Raw genomic sequence first — 19345 nt, forward strand, 5'->3', positions numbered from 1 at the left:
GTGAGTCACGTGACCGACGAACCGCTGCACGTCATCGAGACGTACTTCGAATGCTGCGGCTTCGACCACACCTTCCTCCAGGGCGGCACCTCGGTGTACCTCTGGAACCTCTCCCGCGCCTTCGCCCGCAAGGGCCACCGGGTGTCCGTCGTGACGCCCGCCCACGGGCGCCTCGACGACCTGCGCCGCCGCCACGCGGTCGAGGACCTCGCCTACGAGGACCGCCACACCCTCCCCCTCGTCCTCGACCCCGAGGTGTGGCGGGGCTTCCCCTCCGAGGTGCACGTGGCGCTGCGCACCACGGCGCACCGGATACGTCTGGAGGGCGTCGACCTCTACTTCCTGTCGAACGACTACCTGGACCGGCTGCCCGACACCTTCTACCCGCCCTACTCGGCGAAGGGCCGGGACCTCACCTTCTTCAAACCGCTGGTCTTCCAGGTCGACAGCGTGCGCTTCCTGCGCGGCTGGTTCGGCGACGAACGGGCGATCGTCCACGCCCACGAGCCCTACTACCACTACCTGCTGCCGCCGGCGCTGAGCGGCGACCCGCTGAAGAGCGTGGTCACCACCGTGCAGAGCAACATGCCGATCACCAAGAAGGTGTACGGGCCCGAGGTCCGCAGGCTCCTCGAACTCCTCGGCGCGGCCCCGCTGCCGGACGAGGAGCCGTCGCTTCCGGCCGGTGAGCGCGAGGCCCAGCGCCAGTACCAGACCCGTACCCATCTGCACTACGAGTACCCGGCCGACCACCTCACCGTCTACGGTCTGGTCGCCGACCACTCCGACCGGATCGACTTCCTCTGCCCCGGCCAGCGGGACTTCTCCAACGGTTTCCGCGACACCCCCTTCGAGGAGCTGTTCGCGGCGCTGCCGATCTCCCGGACGGTCCGCCGCAACGCGCACAAGCAGTTCGTCGGAGGCTGCGCGATCTCGGACGGCTGGCTCGCCCGGGACCCGGACGCGGTGGACCGGGACGGCGTCCTCTCCGGGCTCGGCCTGGACCCGTCCCTGCCGACGTTCTTCCACAACGCCCGCTACGCGGTCCACCACAAGGGCCAGGTCGAACTGGTCCGGGCGATCGACCGGGTCCTCACCGAGGGGCTCGCGGCCAATTTCGTCCTGCGCTGCATCACCGGCACCGGCATCGACGACCCGTACTTCCACGAGGTCGCCGAACGGCACAAGGGCCGGGTGCACCTGGAGTGGGAGCGGGTCGACGAGAGCCGGGTCTTCGCCTACGCCGCCTCCTCCGACTTCTGCGTGTTCCCGTCCAAGTTCGAGATGGACACCTTCCTCATCGCCCAGGGCGAGGCCATGGCGTGCGGGGCGGTGCCGGTGGCAACCGCCCAGTGGGGCACGGCCCACTTCCGGCACGCCGCCGAGGACGCGACGCGGACCGGTTTCTCGGTCAACCGGTCGTTCGCGGAGGACGACGCGCTCCTCGTCGACGGGCTCGCCGACCGCTTCCACCGGGCCGTGCGCCTCTTCCACGACGAGCCCGACGAGTACCGGGCCCTGTCGGCCCGCGCCCGGCAGGTGGCCCGTACCTTCACCTGGGACCACTGCGCCGATCTGCACCTGGAGGTCTTCCGGGACCTCTGGCACGGGATCGCCCCCCGGCCGACGGCCGACACGGCCCTGCGGCACGGCTGGTTCGACGTCCTTCCGCCCCGGACCTGGGAGGAGCGCCCCCGGGAGGTGCTCGACGCGGCCGTGGCGGCCGGCGACCTGGCCGCCGTCGAGCGGCTGGGCCCCGTCACCGGGCCCCTGGCCCTCCGGCTCTTCGACGCCGCCTGGGAGCGCGCCGACTTCGCCGTGTGCGAGGAGGTGGCGGGGCGGTGGCCCGATGCGATGTCCCCGGAGCGGGTGGCCCGCCTCGGCGACCGGTGCGCGCCCCACGGCGAGGGCCTGCGGTACCGGCTCGCCCACGCGGAGCGCGTCGAACTGGTCGTCCCCGGCCCCCGGGACCCCGGCGGCCGGGCGGAGGCGGAGGTCACCGAGTGGACCCGCGGGGCGGCCGGGGAGTTCGTGGGCGCCGCTCCGCCCGCGGGCACGGACGCCCGGCTGCTCCTGACGCTTTCGAACGGCCGGACCGCCTGGGACGAGGTGCGTCGTGGCTGAGTTCGACGCGGTCCGCACCGTCCTGCTCGCCGGCGGCAGGGGCGAGCGCATGGGGCGGCTCGGCGAGGGCCGGCTGAAGCCGCTCGTGCCGTACGGCGGCGCCTGCCGGCTCATCGACTTCAGCCTGGCGAACGCGCGCGACTCCGGCCTCGGGGAGGTGCTCCTGCTCTCGCAGTACGAGGAGCGCCTGCTGATGGACGACCTGCACTCCGCCTGGAACGGCGCCTCGCGCGACTTCCGGATCCACTTCGGTCCGTACGACGCGGTGTACCGCGCCGCGGGCGAGGGACTGCCCCCGCGGCTTCCCGACCGCACCTGGCCCCTGGAGAAGGGGACGGCCGACGCCCTCATCCGCAAGGGGGAGCACATCTTCGGTCCCCGGACCGAGCACGTGATGGTGCTCCACGCCGACCACGTCTACCGCTTCGACTACGGCCCGCTGATCCGGCGGCACATCGCGTCGCGGGCGGCGCTCACCGTCGCCTACCAGCGGATCGACCCGCGCTGGGTCCACCTCTTCGGCATGGTCGCGTTCGACCGGGACGGCTCCCTGACCACCTTCGTGGAGAAGCCCGAGCACCCCACGTCCGACCTCGTGTTCGCCGCCTTCTGCGTGTTCGACGCCAAGGTGCTCCGGCGGTACCTGGAGGAGCTGGAGGGCACGGACTGGCAGCACGACATCAGCCGGGACGTGATCCCGGCGATGCTCGCGGCCGGGGAACGCATCCGGGGGCACCGCGTCGAGGGCCACTGGGAGGACATCGGCACGGTGGAGCGCTACCACCGCGCCCACCTCGCGATGACCCGCCCCGACGCCGGGCTGCCGGTCCAGGCGCTGCCCTGGACCATCTCGCCCTGTCTGCACCGCCGCCGGGTCGACTCACCGGGCGTCCGCCGCTCCGTGGTCCCCTTCGACATGGTCAACCGGGGACGCGTCGAGGACAGCGTGCTCTTCCCCGGTGTCCGGATCGGCGAGGGGGCGCGGGTGCGGCGCAGCGTGGTGCTGCCGGGCGCCGTCGTGCCCGACGGCGCCGACATCGACTCCGCGGTCGTCCTGGAGAACGGCTTCGTCCAGCACGTCGAACCCGCGCCGAACGCCGCACGCTGAGGGAGCACATCCATGCACATCATCAACTTCGCCTACGAATGCGGCGGCTTCGACCCCCGGCTGATGCGCGGGGGCCTCTCGCCGCTGGTGTGGAACCTGTCCCGGGAGTACGCCTCCCTGGGGCACCGGGTGTCGATCGTCACTCCCGCGCACGGGCACCTCGACCGGCTGCGCGAGTCGTACGCGATCGAGGACCTGGACTTCCGGCTCGACCACACGGTGCCGCTGGTGCTCGATCCGAAGACCTGGCCGGGCCGTCCCGCCGAGACGGCGCTGTCGCTGACGACCCGGGCCCATCTGCTGCGGCTCGACGGCGTGGACGTGTACTTCCTGTCCGACGCCCAGCTGGATCTGCTGCCCGACCGGCTGTACCCCCCGCCGGACTCCGAGGGCCGGGACCTGTCGTTCTTCAAGCCGCTGGTCTTCCAGGTGGCCGGACTGCGCTTCCTGCGGGAGCGGCTCGGCGGGAAGGAGCCGGCGATCGTCCACGGCTTCGAACCGTCCTATCACCACCTCGTCCCGCTGGTGCTGCGCGACGATCCCCGGTGGCGCTGTGTCAGCACGGTGGCGGCCAACGCGCCGATCACGCAGAAGGTCTACCGGCCCCAGATCGAGGCCCTGCTGGGTCTCTTCGACGCGTCGCCCGAACCGGCCGGTGCCGGCACCGGGACGGTCGGGGCGATCTCCCTCGACGCCTGGGAGGAGGTGCCGCCGCCGGAGGACTCGCCGGCCGCCGCCATGGTGCGGGCCCTCGCGGCGACGCGCCTGCACACCGAGTACGGCCCCGACCACGTGGGCCTCTTCCCGCAACTCCTCGCCCACGCCGACCTCGTGGACTTCGTCTCCCCCGGCCAGCGCGACCACTACAGCACCTTCGCCGACACTCCGATGGAGCGGTACGTCGCCTCGCTGCCCGTCTCCGGCCTGCTGCGGGAGCAGGCGGGCAAGCTGTTCGACGGGGGCTGCGGGGTCTCCGGGACGTGGCTGGAGAGGGACCCGGCGGGGGTCGACCGCGATGCGGTGCTGCGCTCCCTGGGACTCGATCCGGCCCGGCCGGTCTTCTACCACGCGGCCCGGTACGCCGTGCACCACAAGGGCCAGCTGGAGCTGTTGCGGGCCGTGGAGGAGGTCCTGGCCGGCGGTGCGGAGGTCAGCTTCCTCCTGCGGTGCGCGACGGGCGCGGGCGGGGCGGCCGGGGCGTCGCCCGCCAACGCGTACTTCCAGCGGGTCGCGGACGCGTATCCGGACCGGGTACGGCTCGACTGGCGGCTCGTCGACGAGGAGACGCTCTTCACGGAGGCCGCCTGCGCCGACTTCTGCGTCTATCCGTCGAAGTTCGAGCTCGACGGGTTCCTCATCGCCCAGGCCGAGGCGATGGCCTGCGGTGCCGTGCCCGTCGCCACCGCGCAGCGGGCCACCGCCCACTTCGGGCACGCGCTTCCCCACGAGGACCCGGCGGCCACGGGCTTCGCGGTCCGCGGCTCGTTCCGCGACGACGACCGCGAGCTCGCGTCGCTGCTCGCGGACCGGATCCGTGCCGCGGAGCGGACGTTCCGCGAGGCGCCCGAGGAGTACGCGCGGCTGTCCGCCGCGGCCGTCGTGACCGCCCGCGGTTTCACCTGGGGCGAGAGCGCGCGCCGCCGCCTCGGCGCGTTCCGGGAGCTCCTCGACGACGTCCCCCGCCGGCTGCCGGCGGGGGACGCGATCCGGTACGGATGGTTCGATCTGCTCGACGGGGCGGAGTGGGCCGAGCACCGGGAGGCGATCGCCCGGCGCGCCCTCGCGCTGGGGGACGCCGCCGCCTACGGGCGGTGCGCCGAGCTCGACGGGGCCGCGTACGAGGCGCTGTTCGCCGCCGCGTACCGGCGGGCGGACTTCCCGCGCTGCGCCGAGCTGGCGGGGGCGGCGGGCCGCGAGGCGCTGATGGCCCCGGTCCGGCACCGCTGCCGCGTCTCGCCCGCCGATCCGGGCGGGATGCTCCGGGTGGAGTACCGGCATCCGGAGGTGGCGGCGGTCGACGTCGTGGTCGAGGGGGACGTGGCGGCTTTCGGCGGCACGGACCCGTCCGGTCCGGAACCCCTCGAATCGGCTGCCGAGGCCGCGCTGTCGGACGAGCCGGTGCCGCCGGTCGGCACGACCCGGACCGCCGCGCTGCGGCGGGACGCCGACGGCGTCTTCCGGGGCTCCGTCCTGGCCGACGGCCTGCGGGCGGGCCTCGTCCTCCGGCTCACGCTCACCGGCGGCCGCGTGACCTGGGACAACATCCCCCTCCCGGAGGCCCCGCCCTACCGCGTCGTGGCCACCGACCTCGACGGCACGCTGCTCCGCGACGATCTGACGGTCTCGTCGCGGACCCGGCGCGCGCTCGGTCTGGTGGCCGCGGCAGGAGCCCGGCACCTCGTGGTGACCGGCCGTCCGGCCGCCGCGTGCCGTCGGCTCCTCGACTCCCTCGGCTACACGGGGCTCGCCGTCTGCGGACAGGGCGCGCAGTTGTACGACGCGGGCGCGGACCGGCTGCTGTCCGCGGAGCGGCTCGACACCGGACTCGCGCGCTCGGTCGTCGCCCGCGTCGAGGACGTCGTCGGGCCGCTCGAACTCGGGGTGGTGACCTCGCCGCCGGAGAGCCGCTTCCGGGTCACCCCGGGCTTCGGCGAGCGGGTGCGGCACGGCTGGGACGTCACGGCCGACCGCCCGCTCCTGTGGGAGACGCCGATCGACAAGCTGGTGCTGCACCACCGTGCCCTCGGGGACGACGAGCTCGCGGAGACGGCCCGCCGGCTCTGCGGTGAGGAGGTGACCGTCGTGCACTCCGTCCAGGGCATGGTCGAGGTCCTGCCGCGGGGCGTCACCAAGGGGACCGGGGTGGCGCGGGCCCTGGAGCTCCTCGGCGCCACGGGCGAGGAGACCCTGGCCTTCGGCGACATGCCCAACGACGTACCGATGCTCGCACTCGCCCGCCACGGTGTGGCGGTCGCCAACGCGCACGCGGCGCTGCGGGCCGTCGCGGACGAGATCGCGCCGAGCAACGAGGAGGACGGCGTGGCGGAGGTCCTCGAGCGCCTCTTCGGCGCGCCGGTGGTGCCCATGGGAGGTGGCGCGTGAGCGACCTCCTCTCCCGTCTCGCCGAGGCCCACGGCGTGGCGACGGCCTACCGCACCGACCGGGGGCGTCCGGTCGAGGTCCCCCGGGACACCTTGGTCTCGGTGCTCGCCGCGTGCGGCGTCGACGCCTCGACGCCCGCCGCCGCGGAAGCCGCCCTCGCGGCCCACCGCGCCGAGCGGGCCCGCCGGCTCGTCCCGCCGTGCGTCGTGGTGCGGGGGCCCCGCGGCCCCCGTCCGGGGCTGCCGGCCGGGGCCCGGGCCGAGGTGCTCTGCGCCGACGGCCGTACGCGGGGACTCGACGAGCCGCTGCCCGTGGGGTCCCACACCCTGAGCGTGGAGCGGGACGGACGGCAGGACGCCGCGGTGCTGCTGGTCGCGCCGGAGCGGTCGGCCCCGGCGCCGTACTCCTGGGGCTTCCTCGTCCAGCTCTACTTCCTGCTCTCGCGCCGCTCCTGGGGCATGGGCGACCTCGGCGACCTCGCCGAGCTGGTCTCCTGGGCGGGACGGGACCTGGGGGCGGACTTCGTCCAACTGGGCCCGCTGCACGCGATGGAGCCGGGTCCGCTGCCGGACCCGTCGCCCTACCGCCCGAGCAGCCGGCGCTTCCCCGATCCGATGCACGTGCGGGTCGAGGCCGTCCCCGAGTTCGCGTACCTGGCGGAGGGGCCGCGCGCCCGCGTCCGGCGGCTGGCGGACCGGGCCGCGTCCCTCAACTCCGCCGTCCTCGCCGGGGAGTCGCTCATCCGCCGCGAGGAGGTGCGCGAGCTGAAGCTGGCGGCCCTGCGCGAGGTGTACGAGGTGCCCCGGTCACCGGGGCGCGAGGCGGCGTTCGCCGCGTTCACGGCGCGGGAGGGCCGCGACCTCACGGACTTCGCCACCTGGTGCGCGCTGGCGGAGGTGCACGGCCCGGCCTGGCGTTCCTGGCCCGTCGCGCTGCGCGACCCGCGGTCGGCGGTCGTGGCCGACGCCCGGCGGGTCCTGTCCGGCGCCGTCGACTTCCACCGGTGGCTCGCCTGGATCACCGACGAGCAGCTCGCCGGTGCCCAGCGCGCCGCGCGGGAGGCCGGGATGCGCGTCGGGCTCGTCCACGACCTGGCGGTGGGGGTGGCTCCCGAGGGGGCCGACGCCTGGGCGCTCCGGCACTGTCTGGCCGAGGGCATGTCGGTGGGGGCCCCGCCGGACGACTTCAATCCGGTCGGTCAGGACTGGGGTCAGCCGCCGTGGCGTCCGGACGCGCTGGCCGCGGAGGGCTACCGGCCCTTCGCCCGTCTGCTGCGTGCGGGGCTGCGGCACTCCGGCGCCCTCCGCGTCGACCACGTCATGGGGCTCTTCCGCCTCTGGTGGGTGCCCGAGGGGCGGCCTCCGGCCGACGGCACCTACGTCCGGTACGACGGCGCGGCGATGCTGGCCGTGCTGTGCGCCGAGGCGGAGGCCGCCGGGGCGTTCGTCATCGGGGAGGACCTGGGCACGGTCGAGCCGGAGGTCCGCGAGGAGCTCTCGGCGCGGGGCGTGCTGGGGACGGCCGTGCAGCGCTTCGAGTACGAGGGCGGTTCCGAGGGCCGGGTGGGTCCCCTGCCGCCGGACCAGTGGCGTGAGCACTGCCTGGCCACCCTGACCACGCACGACCTGCCCACCACGGCGGCCTGGCTCAGCGGTGAACACGTCGACCTGCGGGCCTCGCTGGGGCTGCTCGCCCGGGCGCCCGAGGAGGAGAAGGCCGAGGCCGCCGCCGAACGGGACGGCTGGCTCGAGGAGTTGGAACGGCTCGGGCTCCTGCCCGATCCCGCCGGCGAGGTCGCGGCCCTGCACGCGTACCTGAGCCTGACGCCGGCCCGGATGATCGGCGTCTGGCTCCCGGACACGACCGGCGACCGACGGCCGCAGAACCTGCCGGGCACGGCGGGGATCCACCCCAACTGGTGCCTGCCGATCGCCGACGGACGGGGCCGTCCCGTGTCCCTGGAGGAGCTGTCCGAGGCTCCGCTCGTCCACCACCTGGCCGAGGTGTACGCACGCCGGCCGCAAGCACACCGAGTGACCAACGAGGAGAGGCATGTCAAGCCGGGTTCTAGTTGACGAGGCACGTCTGTCGGGGGTGTGGGAGGACGCCGACGGCTTCAGCCTGCTCGCGCCGGACGGCACCGGGTACCGGTCGGACCTCGTCCCGGGGGTGCTCTCCCCCGGGAATCCCGCCCTCGCCCGCGCCGTGGGCGGACGCCGGGTCGTCGCCTTCACGGGGCCGACCGTCGGCCGTCTGTACGGGCGGGCGCTGCGCGACTACCTGGAGGCGAACCTGACGTCGGGGACGTGGACCCTGCACACGATCCCCACCGGGGAGAAGAACAAGACCCTGGCCACGGCGGAGCGGGTCTGCTCGCTGGCCAAGGCGGCGGGGCTCGACCGGCACGGGGTCATGCTGGCCCTCGGCGGCGGGATCGTCTCGGACGTCGTGGGCTTCGCCGCCTCGATGTACTCCCGGGGTATCCGCCACATCCGGGTCAACACCACCCTCGTCGGCCAGGTGGACGTCGGCGTCGGCGTCAAGACGGGGGTCAACGCCCTGCACACGAAGAACATGTTCGGGGCCTACCACCCCGCGCACGCCTCGCTGAGCGACCCCGCGTTCCTCTCCACCCTGCCCCCGCGGGAGATCCGGTGCGGTCTCGCCGAGATCGTGAAGATGGCCGTGATCCTGGACGAGGAGCTGTTCCGCACGCTGGAGCGGTACCCGGACGCGTTCCGGCGGGACGGGACCCCGACGCCGCCCGAGGTCGAGACGTACGTCCTGCGCACCTCGATGCGGCTGATGATGGAGGAGCTGTGCCCGAACCTGCGGGAGCACCAGCTCGCCCGTCTGGTGGACTTCGGCCACACCTTCAGCCCCGTGATCGAGACGGCCGGCGACCACCGCCTCGAACACGGCGAGGCCGTCGCCGTCGACATGGCGCTCTCGGCCTGTCTGGCGCTGCGGCTCGGTCTGGTCGACGAGCGGGAGTGCGACCGGATCATCGGTCTCCTCGCCCGCATCGGACTGCCCGTCTTCGACGCGGAGACCTGCACGCCGGAACTGATGACGCGGGCCCTCGAGGAGTCCTGGGAACGGCGTGGCCGCCGGCTGCACCTGGTGGTCCCCGTCGCCGCGGGCAAGGCGACGTTCGTCGACGACCTCGCCGACGTGCCCGGTGACGTGCTCCGCCTCGCCCTGGACGAACTCGCCCTGAGGGCCGACGGCATCGCCGCGGGGGGCCGGTCGTGACCCGGGGCGCCGGGGCCGCGCGGCCCCTCGCGAACCTGCGGGACCTGCTGTCCCCGAAACCGCGCGACCACGGCGGGACGGGGACGATCCTCGCCCACCGGATCTTCGCCCGGGGCGAGGGGGCCGGTGCCGGCTTCATCGACCTGGCCGTCCTGCCGCCGGGGACGTCCATCGGACGGCACCGGCACGGTCACGACCGCGAGACGTACGTCGTGCTCAACGGCAGCGGCGTGATGTACCGGGACGGAGAGTCGTTCCGGGTGGAGGCCGGGGACGTCGTCCCCAACGAGCCCTTCGGCGAACACGGCCTGAGCAACGACACGGATACGGAACTGGCGCTTCTCGTCTTCGAGGTGGAGGCCGACGGCAGGAGGGACCACGATGACGATTCCGCCCGGTGACCCGGCGGTGACGGAGACCGGCCGGCTCCTGACCGTCATGGACGTCGGGGGGACGACGCTGCGCGTCGGCACCTTCGACGTCCGGGGCGGCGGACGGCTGTCGGACGTGGACCGGATGCGGGTGGACGGCATGGACCGTCACCCCGGGACGCCCCTGCCCGTCCTCCAGCGGCAGGTGGTCGACCAGATCGTGCGCGAGGCCGAGCGGCGGACCGGAGCGCTCCCCGGCTCCGCCCCGGCGGCCCTGGCCGTCGCCTTCGCGGGCCCGGTCGCCCGGGACGGGACCGTCCTGGGCGCCCCGACGGTGTGGGGCGGGGGCGGCGATCCCCTCCCGCTCCAGGAGATCCTGAGCGCCCGGCTGTCCGTGCCGGTGCTCGTCGTCAACGACCTCACGGCGGCCGCCTGGCGGTACGGGACGGAGAGCGCGGTCCCGTTCTGTCTGCTGACCGTCAGCTCCGGCATCGGGAACAAGGTGTTCCGCGACGGCGAGGTGCTCCTGGACGCCGGGGGGTACGGCGGGGAGCTCGGTCACTGGACCTGCGACCGTTCCCCCGACGCCCCGCTGTGCGACTGCGGGGCGCGCGGGCACCTGGGGGCGATCGCCTCGGGGCGGGGCGTCCTCGCCGCGGTGCGCCGGGCGGCGGCGGCCGACCCGGCGGGGTACGCCCGGTCGGCACCGGCCCGCGCCGGGGCGGCCGATCCGCGCCTCCTCGGCAATCCGGAGATCGCGGAGGCCGTACGGGACGGGGACCCGTTCACGACGGCCGTGCTGCGCTCCACCCTCGTGCACCTGGCGGCGGCCGTGGGAGCGGTGTTCGCCTCGATCGGGATCCGCCGCTACGTCCTGATGGGCGGCTTCGCCCTCGCGGTCGGCGAGCGCTACCGGGAGCTGCTGGTGGAGGAGCTCGTACGGCAGGGCTGCTTCGGCCTGACGGCCGACCGGGTGGACGCCATGGTCGTGCTGGGCGAGGACGACGACGACCACGGCCTGATCGGGGTGGGCCGGCTCATGGGCCGCCGTCTCGCGGCGCACCGGGAGAAGGTGACCCTCTGATGTCCGTCCGCACTCCGATGTCCGTCCGTACGGAGGACTCCGCGTCGGCCGCGGCCGCGCCGCCCGGCGCGGCTCGCCGGGCGCTCGTGGTCGGCAGCGGGTTCGTCGGCTCCGAGATCGCCCGCCGGCTCGTCCTGGAGGGCCACGAGGTGACGCTCGGTTCACGAGGACGGCCCGCCGTCGGTCCCGAGGCGTACGGAGCGCGCTGGAGGGCGCTGGACGCCACCGACGCGGGGGCCTGCGCCCGGGTCGTGGCGGCGGTCGCTCCCCGCACGGTCGTCCTGGTCCACGGGCCGTCCGACGTCACCTGGTGCGAGGCGCATCCGGAGGAGGCGGCCGCGGCGCACCGGGCCGCGACCGCCCACTTCGCCACGCTGCCGGGCCTGGACCGCGTCCTGATGATCTCGACGGACAACGTGTTCGACGGCAGGTGCGCCGAGAACGTCGAGTCCACCCCGGTCGCGCCCGCCAACGCCTACGGGGCGGCGAAACGCGCCGCCGAGGAGATCCTGCTGTCCCGGGCGGCCTCCCCGGCGACGGCCCTGCGCGTCAGCCTCGTCTACGGCCACGAGCCCGCGGACGGCGGGAAGTGGCTGAACTTCTTCTCGTCCTGCGCTCACCGGCTGGCCCGTGGCGAGACGGTGGAGGCGCCGGCCGACCAGTGGACCACGCCGGTCCTCGTGGACGACGTCGCCCTGGTGGTCGCCCGTCTCCTCGCCCACGAGGGCGGTCTTCCCCCCGTACTGCACCTGGGAGGTCCGGAGCGCGTCTCCCGTGCGGCGTGGGCCGGCGAGATCGCCCGTGCCCTGGGCGTGCCGACGGAGCTGGTGAAGCCGGTCCCCCGGGCCGCCGGCCGCTACGCCTCCCGGCCGCGCAACACGTGCCTCTCCAGCACGTTGCTGTCGGCCGTGCCCGGGATGGACGCCGTCCCCCTGCGGGGCGTGGCCGCGGCGGCCGAGTCCCTGGCGCCGCTGTTCCTCCGCCGCTGAGGCGCGACGGGGACGTCGCCTCCCGCCGCCCCGTCCGGTACGGCGGCGGCGCGGAGCGCCCCCGGGCCGGCCGGACCGCTGGAAGCCGAGCCGGTGGGGACGGGCCGGGGCGGCCGGGAGTCACGGCCTTCCACCGGTTCCTCCGTCCAGGAAGGCCAGCAGCCGCCCGTCGAGTTCCTTCGGCGCGGTGAGCGGCAGGGAGTGGTGGGTGGCGCCGGGGAGCAGTGCCACCTCGGCGTGCGGGAGCACCCGGCGGGCCCGGTCGGCGACCGCGGCCGAGTCGTGGGTGCGGCTGTCTTCCGCGAGCAGGACCAGGACGGGCATGTCGAGGTCGGCGGCCCGGGGACGGCTGCCGGTGACCGGCTTGCGGCCGGGGAGGGTGGCGGCGAGCGCGTAGAGGCGCTGCCAGGTCTCGTCCGGGCGGGTGCCCGCCGTCTCCCAGGCCAGGAACGCGCGCGCCCTGGCCTCGCTCGGGCGGATCAGGGTGGGCAGCGCGCGCAGCAGGTAGCCGGGGCGGAAGCCGGCGAAGACCTGGGTGGGGTCCACGAGGGCGAGGCGGTTCACTCGCGACGGTGCGTGGGTCGCGTACCGGGCGGCCAGCCAGGCGCCGTACGAGTGACCGCACAGGTGCGTGCGGGGGAGACCGAGGCCGTCCAGGAGCGCGTCCATCCAGGCCGTGAGATCGTCGGCGTTCCTCAGCGGTGCGCCCCGGCGTTCGGTGCGGCCGGCGTCGCCCATCAGGTCGACCGCGTGGATCCGGTACCGCTCCCCCAGCGCCGGTGCGTTGGCGAACCAGACGAGGCCGGTCGCGGAGCCGCCGGGCAGCAGGACCAGGGGGCTGCCGCCGGGCGAGCCGTACACATGGACCCGGGTGGGCCCGTACGGGGTGGCGACGTCGTGTTCCTCGGTGGACTCGGGCCAGCAGGCCCGCAGCTCGTCGTAGGCGCGGTCGAACTCGGACGGGGACACGGCGATTCCTCTCGCTGGGCGATAATCTCGCTCAGCGAGATATTAACCGTGAGACCGAGGAGTGTACGTGGACGACCGGAGCCCGGTGATGGGGCTGGTGCACCTGCTGCGCGCGGTCACCGTGGAGTTCGACGTGCTCGGCGCCGAGTTCGCGGCGCGCCACGGGCTGCATCCCACCGATGTGCGCGCGCTGATCCACCTGTTGGACGCGGAACGTGCGGGCCTCCGGGCCACGCCCGGGTGGCTCGGCGAACAGTTGCGGCTGAACTCCGCCGGGACCACCTCCCTGGTGGACCGGCTGGAGCGGCTCGGACTGGCCTCCCGCAGCAGGGACACGGCGGACCGGCGGCGCGTACTGCTGAAGGTGGAGGAGAAGGCCGCGGAACTCGGGTGGGCCTTCTTCGGGCCGGTGATCGGCGAAGTGGTGGCGGTGGCGGAGGATTTCGGGGCGGGCGAGCTGGAGACGGTGCGCCGTTTCCTCACCGCCGTGCTGGGGTCCGTCGGGCGGGCGCGTTCGAGCTGACGGTGTTCCGGCCGGTGAGAGCACCCGGTCCGGGCGGTGACCGCTCCACCCCGCCCTGGCGGTGACTGCCCCGCCCCGTCCCCTCGGTGGCCGCCTCGCCCCGGCCCACGGCACGCAACGGGGCGGGGCGAGGCGAGGCGGGCAGTCGCGCGTCGGTCGTGTCCGCCCCGTGCGCCCGCCCCGTGCGCCCGCGTCGCGCGCTACGCGGCGGACGCGAGTTCGGCGCGGCCGAACAGCAGCGCGTAACCGGTGGGCAGTTGCTGGAGGATGCGGGTCAGGAGGTCGGGGCCGGCGTAGGCCGCGACGGCGGAGAAGACCGATCCGGTGTCCCAGCGGGTGGTGGCCAGGGAGGCGCCGGTGCGGGCGGCGAGTTCCTTCACGAACGCCCAGCCCCCCAGCGGCCGGGGGTCGGGGATCTGGGCGGTGAGGACGCACGCGGCCTCGAACGGCAGGCGGGCGGCCAGTTCGACGCGTTCGTCGCCGGTCAGCTGGCGTCCCAGTCCCCCGAGGACGAGGCGGACGGCTTCCTCGGCCCTCTCGCGGTCGGGGTAGGCGCCGTCGTAGCGGACCTTCTCCAGCATCTGCTCGTACGCCCTTCCGTAGGGCTGCCGGGACGGTGCGCTCTGGTCGGACATCACTGCGGTGGTTGCCTTTCTGTCACCGGGTCGTGGTGGCCGGTGCGCGGCCACCGGAGGTGGGGTGGTCAGGTGGGCTGGGGGCGGCCGAAGAGGAGGTCGTAGCCCGCGGGCAGCTGGAGCAGGACCTCCTTGAGGAGGTCGTCGCCGGCGGCGTCGGCGACCGTGGAGAGGACGGCGCCCACGTCCCAGGCGGCGGTCCGCTCCGTCGCGCCCTCGATCCAGGCCGCCGTCGCCCGTACGAACCGCTCGGGCGAGAGCGGCTCGGCGCTCTGCAGCGGGTTGAGCAGGATCAGGGCGAAGCCTTCCGGCAGGCGCGCGGCCAGCCGGGCGCGCACCTCGCCCACCAGGTGCGCTCCCAGCAGGGCGAGCACCACGCGGGCCGCGCGTTCGGCCTCCCGCACGGTGTCGTACCTGCCTCGTTCCTCCACCTGATCGAGAAACGCTTCCCGTCGTACGGTCACGTCGGCCGCCACCTTTCCTCGGTCCAGGGGCGCGGAGGACGGGAGGGGGGAGATCGAACGCCCGTCCTCCGCCGCTCGTCAGCCCTTGCGTGTCCGGCTCAGCCGGAGATCTCCTTGCGGCCCGCTCCGACGCCGATGGAGATCTTGCGGGGCTTGGCGCGCTCGGCGATCGGGATGCGCAGGGTGAGCACGCCTGCCTCGTAGTCGGCCTGGATGCGCTCGGTGTCCAGCGTGTCGGCCAGCACGATCTGGCGCGAGAAGACTCCCAGCGGCCGCTCCGAGAGTTCCATCTGCACGTCGTCGGCCTTGGTCACGGGCCTGCGCTCGGCCTTGACGGTCAGCATGTTCCGTTCGACGTCGATGTCGATCGCGTCCGGACCGACGCCGGGGATGTCGAAGGCCACCACGTACTCGTCGCCCTCGCGGTAGGCGTCCATGGGCATCGGGGACGGTCGCGTCCAGGTCCCCGGGCCCATCATCTGCTGGGCCAGCCGGTCGAGCTCGCGGAAGGGGTCAGTGCGCATCAACATCGAAGAACACCTCCAGAGGTTCGGGCAGTTGCTGCCAATGCGCCTCACTGAAACCGTTGTAACATGTCATCCATTGGATGACAAGTGAGGCCGTCATCCGAAGGATGACCACCGAGGGAGATGCCCATGACCCCGGCCGACCGACCGGACCAGTCCGGCGCCGACGCACAGAGCCCGGCGTCGTTCCTCGCCGCCGCGGCGGCCCTCCGGGCCATAGACGAGACCCTGCGGGCCGCCCGGCACACGGCGCCCGGCACCGGCGAGGCCGTCGGCACGGACCAGGCCCTGGCCTCGCTCCTGCTGCTGCGGCAGGTGCGCGAGGAGCTCGCCGGATGGGAGACCGGCCTGATCGAGACCGCCCGCCACGCGGGCGCCAGCTGGGCCGACCTCGCCCACCCCCTCGGCGTCGCCAGCCGCCAGGCCGCCGAGCGCCGCTACCTGCGCAACCGGCCCGGGCCCGTCGGAACGACCGGCGAGCAACGCGTCCAGGCCACCCGCGAGCGCCGCGCGGCCGAGCGCACCACCGCCACCTGGGCCCGGCGCAACGCGGCGGACCTGCGCAGCATCGCCGGGCGGATCACCGCCCTCACCGACCTGCCGACCGCGGCCGACCTGCCGCTGAGCCGGCTCCACGCGGCCCTCGCCCACAACGACCCGGCGGAGCTCGTCGACCCGCTCACCGCCACCCGCCCCCACCTGGCCGACCATCCCGAACTCGCGGCGCGGCTCGACGACCTGACGCCCCCTTGAACGTGCCGGAGTCCACGGCGCGCGCGGGCCCCGCCGAGGGCCGGGAGGTGCTCGGGCGCGGATCTTCTCCACAGAATCGCGACAGGGTCATCGCATCTGCCTCACGAGGGCGAGGAGTAAGGAGGGATCGAGGGGTGAGGAGCAGACCACACCCGCTTCCGAAGCACGAAGCCGGAGGATCTCATGTCCCAGTCGCTCCCCGCGGTGAAGACCCTGACGCGGAGCATGCCCATGGAACTGCTCACCTCGGACACCGAGGTCCGGGTAGACACCACCCTCCACTACACCTCCCGCAACCCCCATGCGCTGAGCATCACCTTCCACCTCCTGGATCCCGATCCCGTCGTCTGGCACCTGGACCGGGAGATGGTCGTCATCGGCTCGCTCTCGCCGACCGGCGACGGGGAGGTCCACCTGCGGCCCGCCGACGAGGGCAGGCTGCTGATACGGCTCGGTCCCCCCGGGCACCGCGCCCACGTCCTGGTCGAGGCGGACCGGCTGGCCGCCGTGGTGCGGGAGACGTTCGCCCTGGTCCCCCAGGGCACGGAGGAACGCCACATCGACTGGCGTCCCCTGCTCGCCTCGCTCGGGCACTGACCGCCGACCCGTGCCGGTCCCCGCTCGGGCCCGGTCGGCGGGACCGGGTCCCGTCGTCGGACGTCAGGCCCGCATCAGGAGTGGCGCGAGGGCGACGGCCGCTTCGCAGGACTCGGCGGTCTTGCCGTAGCGGGTGGCGATCCCACACCACGCCGTCACGGATCGGGCGTCGCCCGAACCCTCAGGAGTTCCCGCGCCTGCCACGACGGAGCGTCCGCCGGGCCAGCGTCCTGCTGCCGTTGAAGAAGTCGTTGAACCGGTCCAGCCCCGAGACGGCTCGGAGGACGAACGGCTGCATCAGCAGTGACATCGACGGTGAGTACTTCGTGGCGTCCGACCAGATGCCGGCGAGGTCCTCCGGCATCTCACCGTCGACGATGTAGTCGGCGAGCTGGTGGGCCACGTACGGCACCTGACAGAGGCCGTGGCCGTTGCAGGCGTTCGAGTAGAAGACGTTGTCGCCCACCTGCCCGGCGATCGCCAGCCAGTCCGGGCTGATGCCGATCCAACCGCCCCAGGCGCGCTCGATGGCCACGTCGGACAGCGATGGGAACCGGTTGGCCAGATCCTTCCCCATGTCCCGCACGACGGCGGGGTCCGGGACCCGGTCCGGGAGCGGGTAGGTCTGGCCCCGCTGCGCTTGGCGGACCCCGCAGACGATGGTGTTGCGCTCGGTGAGACGGTAGTGGGTCATCAACTGGTGCTGGGTGATGATGCCGGACCGACTGGTCCAGTCCAGCGCGGCGAGCCGCTCCGGCGCGATGGGTTCCGACTCGATCTCGATGACGTACAGCGGCGTCGCGAGGTTCTTGGGCGTGATGTCCCACTCGCCGCCGTAGACGCTGGTGGCGAGCAGCACCTTGTTGGCCCGCACGACGCCGTGCGGTGTCGTGATCTCGACGGTGCCGCCCGTCCGCCGGACATCGCTCACCCGCGTCTGCTCGAAGACCTTGGCCGAGGAGGCGAGCAGCGCGCGACGCACACCACGAGCGAGCTTGCCCGGATTCAGCATTCCGCCGACGGACTCCCGCATACCGCCCACGAATCCGGCGGGGAGGCCGAGTTCCTCCCTGCTGCCGACGGTCCCGTGCCCACCGTAGGCGCGCAGGATCGCCGCCTGGGTGCGCACCCTGAGCATCATGAGGGGGGAGACCGCACCCCACACCAGGCCGTTCGCCACGTAGTCGCAGTCGATGTCGTGCGTCTTCATGAGGTCTTCCACGTAGCGGCCCGCGTGCTCCGCCAGTTTGGTCATGACCGGCATCTTCTTCGGGGACTGGAGGCTGAGCATCCGCAGGTCGCCACCCGGCGCCCCGGCGATCTGACCGCCGTTGCGCGAGGCCGAGCCGTAGCCGCAGAACTCGGCCTCCAGCAGCACCACGTCCTGGCCTCGCTCCGCGAGGCGCAGCGCGGCCGCCATGCCGCCCATGCCGCCGCCGATGACGGCGATGTCACAGGTGAGATCGCGGTCCAGTGCGGGCCGCACGTCGTCCGGCCGGTCGATCCAGCCGGTGAAGCTGTTGTACTTCGTGCCGTCGGTCCTCATGTCGTCCCGATCTCCTTCTGGGTGGGGTTTCTGTCCTGTCGGGTGGGGGGTCCGTCCTGCTTCGCGCCCCGCGTCGGGGCATGCTCGGCAGCACGCCCCGAGCCCTCGTCCCCGTCCAGCGGATCGACCGCGACGGGCGCCTCTTCGGCGAGACGCGCGAAGACGGCGAGCAGGAGGTTCTCCGTCTTCTGCGGCTCCGTGTCAGTCCTGAGAGGTCGTGGCCCCGAGCGGGGCCCGGGCTGCTCGTCGCTCTCCCTTGGCCGCGACCGAGCGGGCCGGGAGGTCTCCCATCGACAGGAGACCGGGGCGCGCCCCGACGACCGCGGTGGAGGCGTTGACCGCCGCCGCGACCGTGCTGAGGAAGGAATCGAAGCCCCCGGAGGAACGGAGGTCGACGACCTGCTCCTCTCCGACGATCCGGTAGTCGTCGCCCGCGGCCACCTCGTCGGCCGGCTCGAAGAACCCGAACGTGATCTCCAGGTCGATCACCACTTCGCCCTCGAACACGCCCCGGGCGGCATGAGTGACAGCCGCGATCTGCCCCGGTTCGATACGCATGTGGTCCCCGACGCGCGGCGAGGTCGTCACGACAGCGGGTTCGACCTCTCCCACGTCCACCGAGTCGAGATCCCATCCGAGCCCTGCCGCGAGCGCCCCGATGGCCTGCTCGAAGCCGTGGTGTCCGACGACCTCGCCCCGGCTGCGAGCCGTCGCGAACTCGCGCGTGGTCAGACCGAGGCCGAACTTCGACAGGATCGCGCCGTAGCGTGACATGTTCGTCCGTCGGCGGATGCGCACGCTCTCCACACGCTGGGTCAATGCGGTCAGCAGGAGAGGAAGGGTGTCCATCAGGATGCCCGGGTTCGCCCCGCCGCCCAGGACGGTCACGCCGTGTGCCTTCGCCGTGTCGTCGAGCCGTCGGGCCAGGTCGGGATGGCTCTGCCATGGATGGGCCAGCTCTTCGCAGATGCTCAGGACGTTGTACGAACGCTCCAGCAGCGGCAGCAGGACGTCGGCCGCCCTGTGCAGGTCCGAGACGGTCGCCACGATCGCGAGGTCGGCGGCGGGCAGGTCGGCCGGGTCGCCCACGACGACGACGCCGTTCGCGGCGCCGCCGAGCAGCGCTCCGAGGTCTCGACCAGCCACGCGGGGGTCCTGGTCCACCGCTCCGACGACCTCCACGTCCGCGCGTCGCAGCAAGGAAGAAGCGATGGCCCGGCCGGTGGCGCCGAGACCCACGACGACGACACGATCACTCAACTTCTCTCCCCTGGCTGTCCCGGTCGACACGCCCGCGG

General features: G+C 73.7%; 17 protein-coding genes. 11 read left to right on the top strand and 6 right to left on the bottom strand.

The features are described from left to right. From IE180_RS07395 to IE180_RS07430, 8 genes are read left to right on the top strand one after another with little or no spacing between them, the layout of a single operon-like run. A complete protein-coding gene (locus IE180_RS07395; RefSeq protein ID WP_229860354.1) occupies positions 1 to 2124 on the top strand; it encodes a glycosyltransferase in 2124 nt (707 codons plus the stop codon). Continuing rightward, positions 2117 to 3232 carry a sugar phosphate nucleotidyltransferase gene (locus IE180_RS07400; RefSeq protein ID WP_229860355.1) on the top strand — a complete coding sequence of 372 codons (1116 nt, stop codon included), beginning with the start codon at positions 2117 to 2119 and terminating at the stop codon, positions 3230 to 3232. Before IE180_RS07395 ends, IE180_RS07400 begins: the two co-directional genes overlap by 8 nt. Positions 3233 to 3244: 12 nt before the next feature. Beyond that, positions 3245 to 6334, top strand: a complete 3090-nt coding sequence (locus IE180_RS37345; protein ID WP_190155967.1) for an HAD hydrolase family protein — start codon at positions 3245 to 3247, stop codon at positions 6332 to 6334. Continuing rightward, positions 6331 to 8409, top strand: a complete 2079-nt coding sequence (gene malQ, locus IE180_RS07410) for a 4-alpha-glucanotransferase (RefSeq protein ID WP_190155968.1) — start codon at positions 6331 to 6333, stop codon at positions 8407 to 8409. Before IE180_RS37345 ends, malQ begins: the two co-directional genes overlap by 4 nt. Beyond that, positions 8387 to 9589 (top strand): sedoheptulose 7-phosphate cyclase, encoded by a 1203-nt coding sequence (locus IE180_RS07415; RefSeq protein ID WP_190155969.1) that lies wholly within the window; start codon positions 8387 to 8389, stop codon positions 9587 to 9589. Before malQ ends, IE180_RS07415 begins: the two co-directional genes overlap by 23 nt. Continuing rightward, a complete protein-coding gene (locus tag IE180_RS07420) occupies positions 9586 to 9990 on the top strand; it encodes a cupin domain-containing protein (RefSeq protein WP_190155970.1) in 405 nt (134 codons plus the stop codon). Before IE180_RS07415 ends, IE180_RS07420 begins: the two co-directional genes overlap by 4 nt. Then, positions 9971 to 11044 carry an ROK family protein gene (locus IE180_RS07425; RefSeq protein ID WP_190155971.1) on the top strand — a complete coding sequence of 358 codons (1074 nt, stop codon included), beginning with the start codon at positions 9971 to 9973 and terminating at the stop codon, positions 11042 to 11044. The genes IE180_RS07420 and IE180_RS07425 overlap by 20 nt, the downstream gene beginning before the upstream one ends. Beyond that, positions 11044 to 12033, top strand: coding sequence for a sugar nucleotide-binding protein (locus IE180_RS07430; protein WP_229860356.1), 990 nt, complete (start codon positions 11044 to 11046; stop codon positions 12031 to 12033). The genes IE180_RS07425 and IE180_RS07430 overlap by 1 nt, the downstream gene beginning before the upstream one ends. Positions 12034 to 12153: 120 nt before the next feature. Here the strand turns inward: IE180_RS07430 and IE180_RS07435 are convergent, their stop codons facing one another. Further along, positions 12154 to 13002: an alpha/beta fold hydrolase gene (locus IE180_RS07435; protein WP_190155972.1), complete on the bottom strand. Its 849-nt coding sequence runs from the start codon at positions 13000 to 13002 to the stop codon at positions 12154 to 12156. An 88-nt stretch (positions 13003 to 13090) separates the two neighbouring features. Here IE180_RS07435 and IE180_RS07440 point away from each other — a divergent pair, with 88 nt between their 5' ends. After that, positions 13091 to 13525 (top strand): MarR family winged helix-turn-helix transcriptional regulator, encoded by a 435-nt coding sequence (locus IE180_RS07440; protein ID WP_190156348.1) that lies wholly within the window; start codon positions 13091 to 13093, stop codon positions 13523 to 13525. Positions 13526 to 13725: 200 nt separating this feature from the next. Here the strand turns inward: IE180_RS07440 and IE180_RS07445 are convergent, their stop codons facing one another. The 3 genes from IE180_RS07445 to IE180_RS07455 all read right to left on the bottom strand — a co-directional run bounded on the left by IE180_RS07445 (position 13726) and on the right by IE180_RS07455 (position 15154). Then, positions 13726 to 14160, bottom strand: a complete 435-nt coding sequence (locus IE180_RS07445; protein WP_373302692.1) for a DUF2267 domain-containing protein — start codon at positions 14158 to 14160, stop codon at positions 13726 to 13728. Between the two features lie 68 nt (positions 14161 to 14228). Next, on the bottom strand, positions 14229 to 14624 hold the full coding sequence (locus IE180_RS07450) for a DUF2267 domain-containing protein (protein WP_190155974.1): 396 nt from the start codon (positions 14622 to 14624) through the stop codon (positions 14229 to 14231). 98 nt (positions 14625 to 14722) lie between these two features. Beyond that, complete coding sequence (locus tag IE180_RS07455) at positions 14723 to 15154, bottom strand: Hsp20/alpha crystallin family protein (RefSeq protein ID WP_190155975.1); 432 nt, start codon at positions 15152 to 15154, stop codon at positions 14723 to 14725. 126 nt (positions 15155 to 15280) lie between these two features. Between IE180_RS07455 and IE180_RS07460 the strand changes: the two genes are divergently transcribed. Both IE180_RS07460 and IE180_RS07465 read left to right on the top strand, forming a co-directional pair. Beyond that, complete coding sequence (locus tag IE180_RS07460; protein WP_190155976.1) at positions 15281 to 15904, top strand: type III effector protein; 624 nt, start codon at positions 15281 to 15283, stop codon at positions 15902 to 15904. 183 nt (positions 15905 to 16087) lie between these two features. Next, positions 16088 to 16501, top strand: a complete 414-nt coding sequence (locus tag IE180_RS07465; protein WP_190155977.1) for an SsgA family sporulation/cell division regulator — start codon at positions 16088 to 16090, stop codon at positions 16499 to 16501. Positions 16502 to 16682: 181 nt separating this feature from the next. On the opposite strand, the gene IE180_RS07470 is transcribed toward IE180_RS07465, so the two are convergent. Both IE180_RS07470 and IE180_RS07475 read right to left on the bottom strand, forming a co-directional pair. Beyond that, positions 16683 to 18047, bottom strand: coding sequence for an NAD(P)/FAD-dependent oxidoreductase (locus IE180_RS07470; RefSeq protein ID WP_190155978.1), 1365 nt, complete (start codon positions 18045 to 18047; stop codon positions 16683 to 16685). A 201-nt stretch (positions 18048 to 18248) separates the two neighbouring features. After that, positions 18249 to 19307 carry a Gfo/Idh/MocA family oxidoreductase gene (locus IE180_RS07475; RefSeq protein WP_229860357.1) on the bottom strand — a complete coding sequence of 353 codons (1059 nt, stop codon included), beginning with the start codon at positions 19305 to 19307 and terminating at the stop codon, positions 18249 to 18251. Between the last annotated feature and the right edge of the window lie 38 nt (positions 19308 to 19345).

It is taken from the genome of Streptomyces litmocidini (assembly GCF_014649755.1).
GTDB classification, from domain to species: Bacteria; Actinomycetota; Actinomycetes; order Streptomycetales; family Streptomycetaceae; genus Streptomyces; species Streptomyces litmocidini.

What these genes read in the sequence shown, in the direction of transcription:
- IE180_RS37345 (WP_190155967.1), top strand. Translation starts at nt 3,245, where the DNA reads ATGCACATCATCAACTTCGCCTACGAATGCGGCGGCTTCGACCCCCGG.
- IE180_RS07415 (WP_190155969.1), top strand. Translation starts at nt 8,387, where the DNA reads ATGTCAAGCCGGGTTCTAGTTGACGAGGCACGTCTGTCGGGGGTGTGG.
- IE180_RS07425 (WP_190155971.1), top strand. Translation starts at nt 9,971, where the DNA reads ATGACGATTCCGCCCGGTGACCCGGCGGTGACGGAGACCGGCCGGCTC.
- IE180_RS07430 (WP_229860356.1), top strand. Translation starts at nt 11,044, where the DNA reads ATGTCCGTCCGCACTCCGATGTCCGTCCGTACGGAGGACTCCGCGTCG.
- IE180_RS07440 (WP_190156348.1), top strand. Translation starts at nt 13,091, where the DNA reads ATGGGGCTGGTGCACCTGCTGCGCGCGGTCACCGTGGAGTTCGACGTG.
- IE180_RS07445 (WP_373302692.1), bottom strand. Translation starts at nt 14,160, where the DNA reads ATGTCCGACCAGAGCGCACCGTCCCGGCAGCCCTACGGAAGGGCGTAC.
- IE180_RS07455 (WP_190155975.1), bottom strand. Translation starts at nt 15,154, where the DNA reads ATGTTGATGCGCACTGACCCCTTCCGCGAGCTCGACCGGCTGGCCCAG.
- IE180_RS07460 (WP_190155976.1), top strand. Translation starts at nt 15,281, where the DNA reads ATGACCCCGGCCGACCGACCGGACCAGTCCGGCGCCGACGCACAGAGC.
- IE180_RS07465 (WP_190155977.1), top strand. Translation starts at nt 16,088, where the DNA reads ATGTCCCAGTCGCTCCCCGCGGTGAAGACCCTGACGCGGAGCATGCCC.
- IE180_RS07470 (WP_190155978.1), bottom strand. Translation starts at nt 18,047, where the DNA reads ATGAGGACCGACGGCACGAAGTACAACAGCTTCACCGGCTGGATCGAC.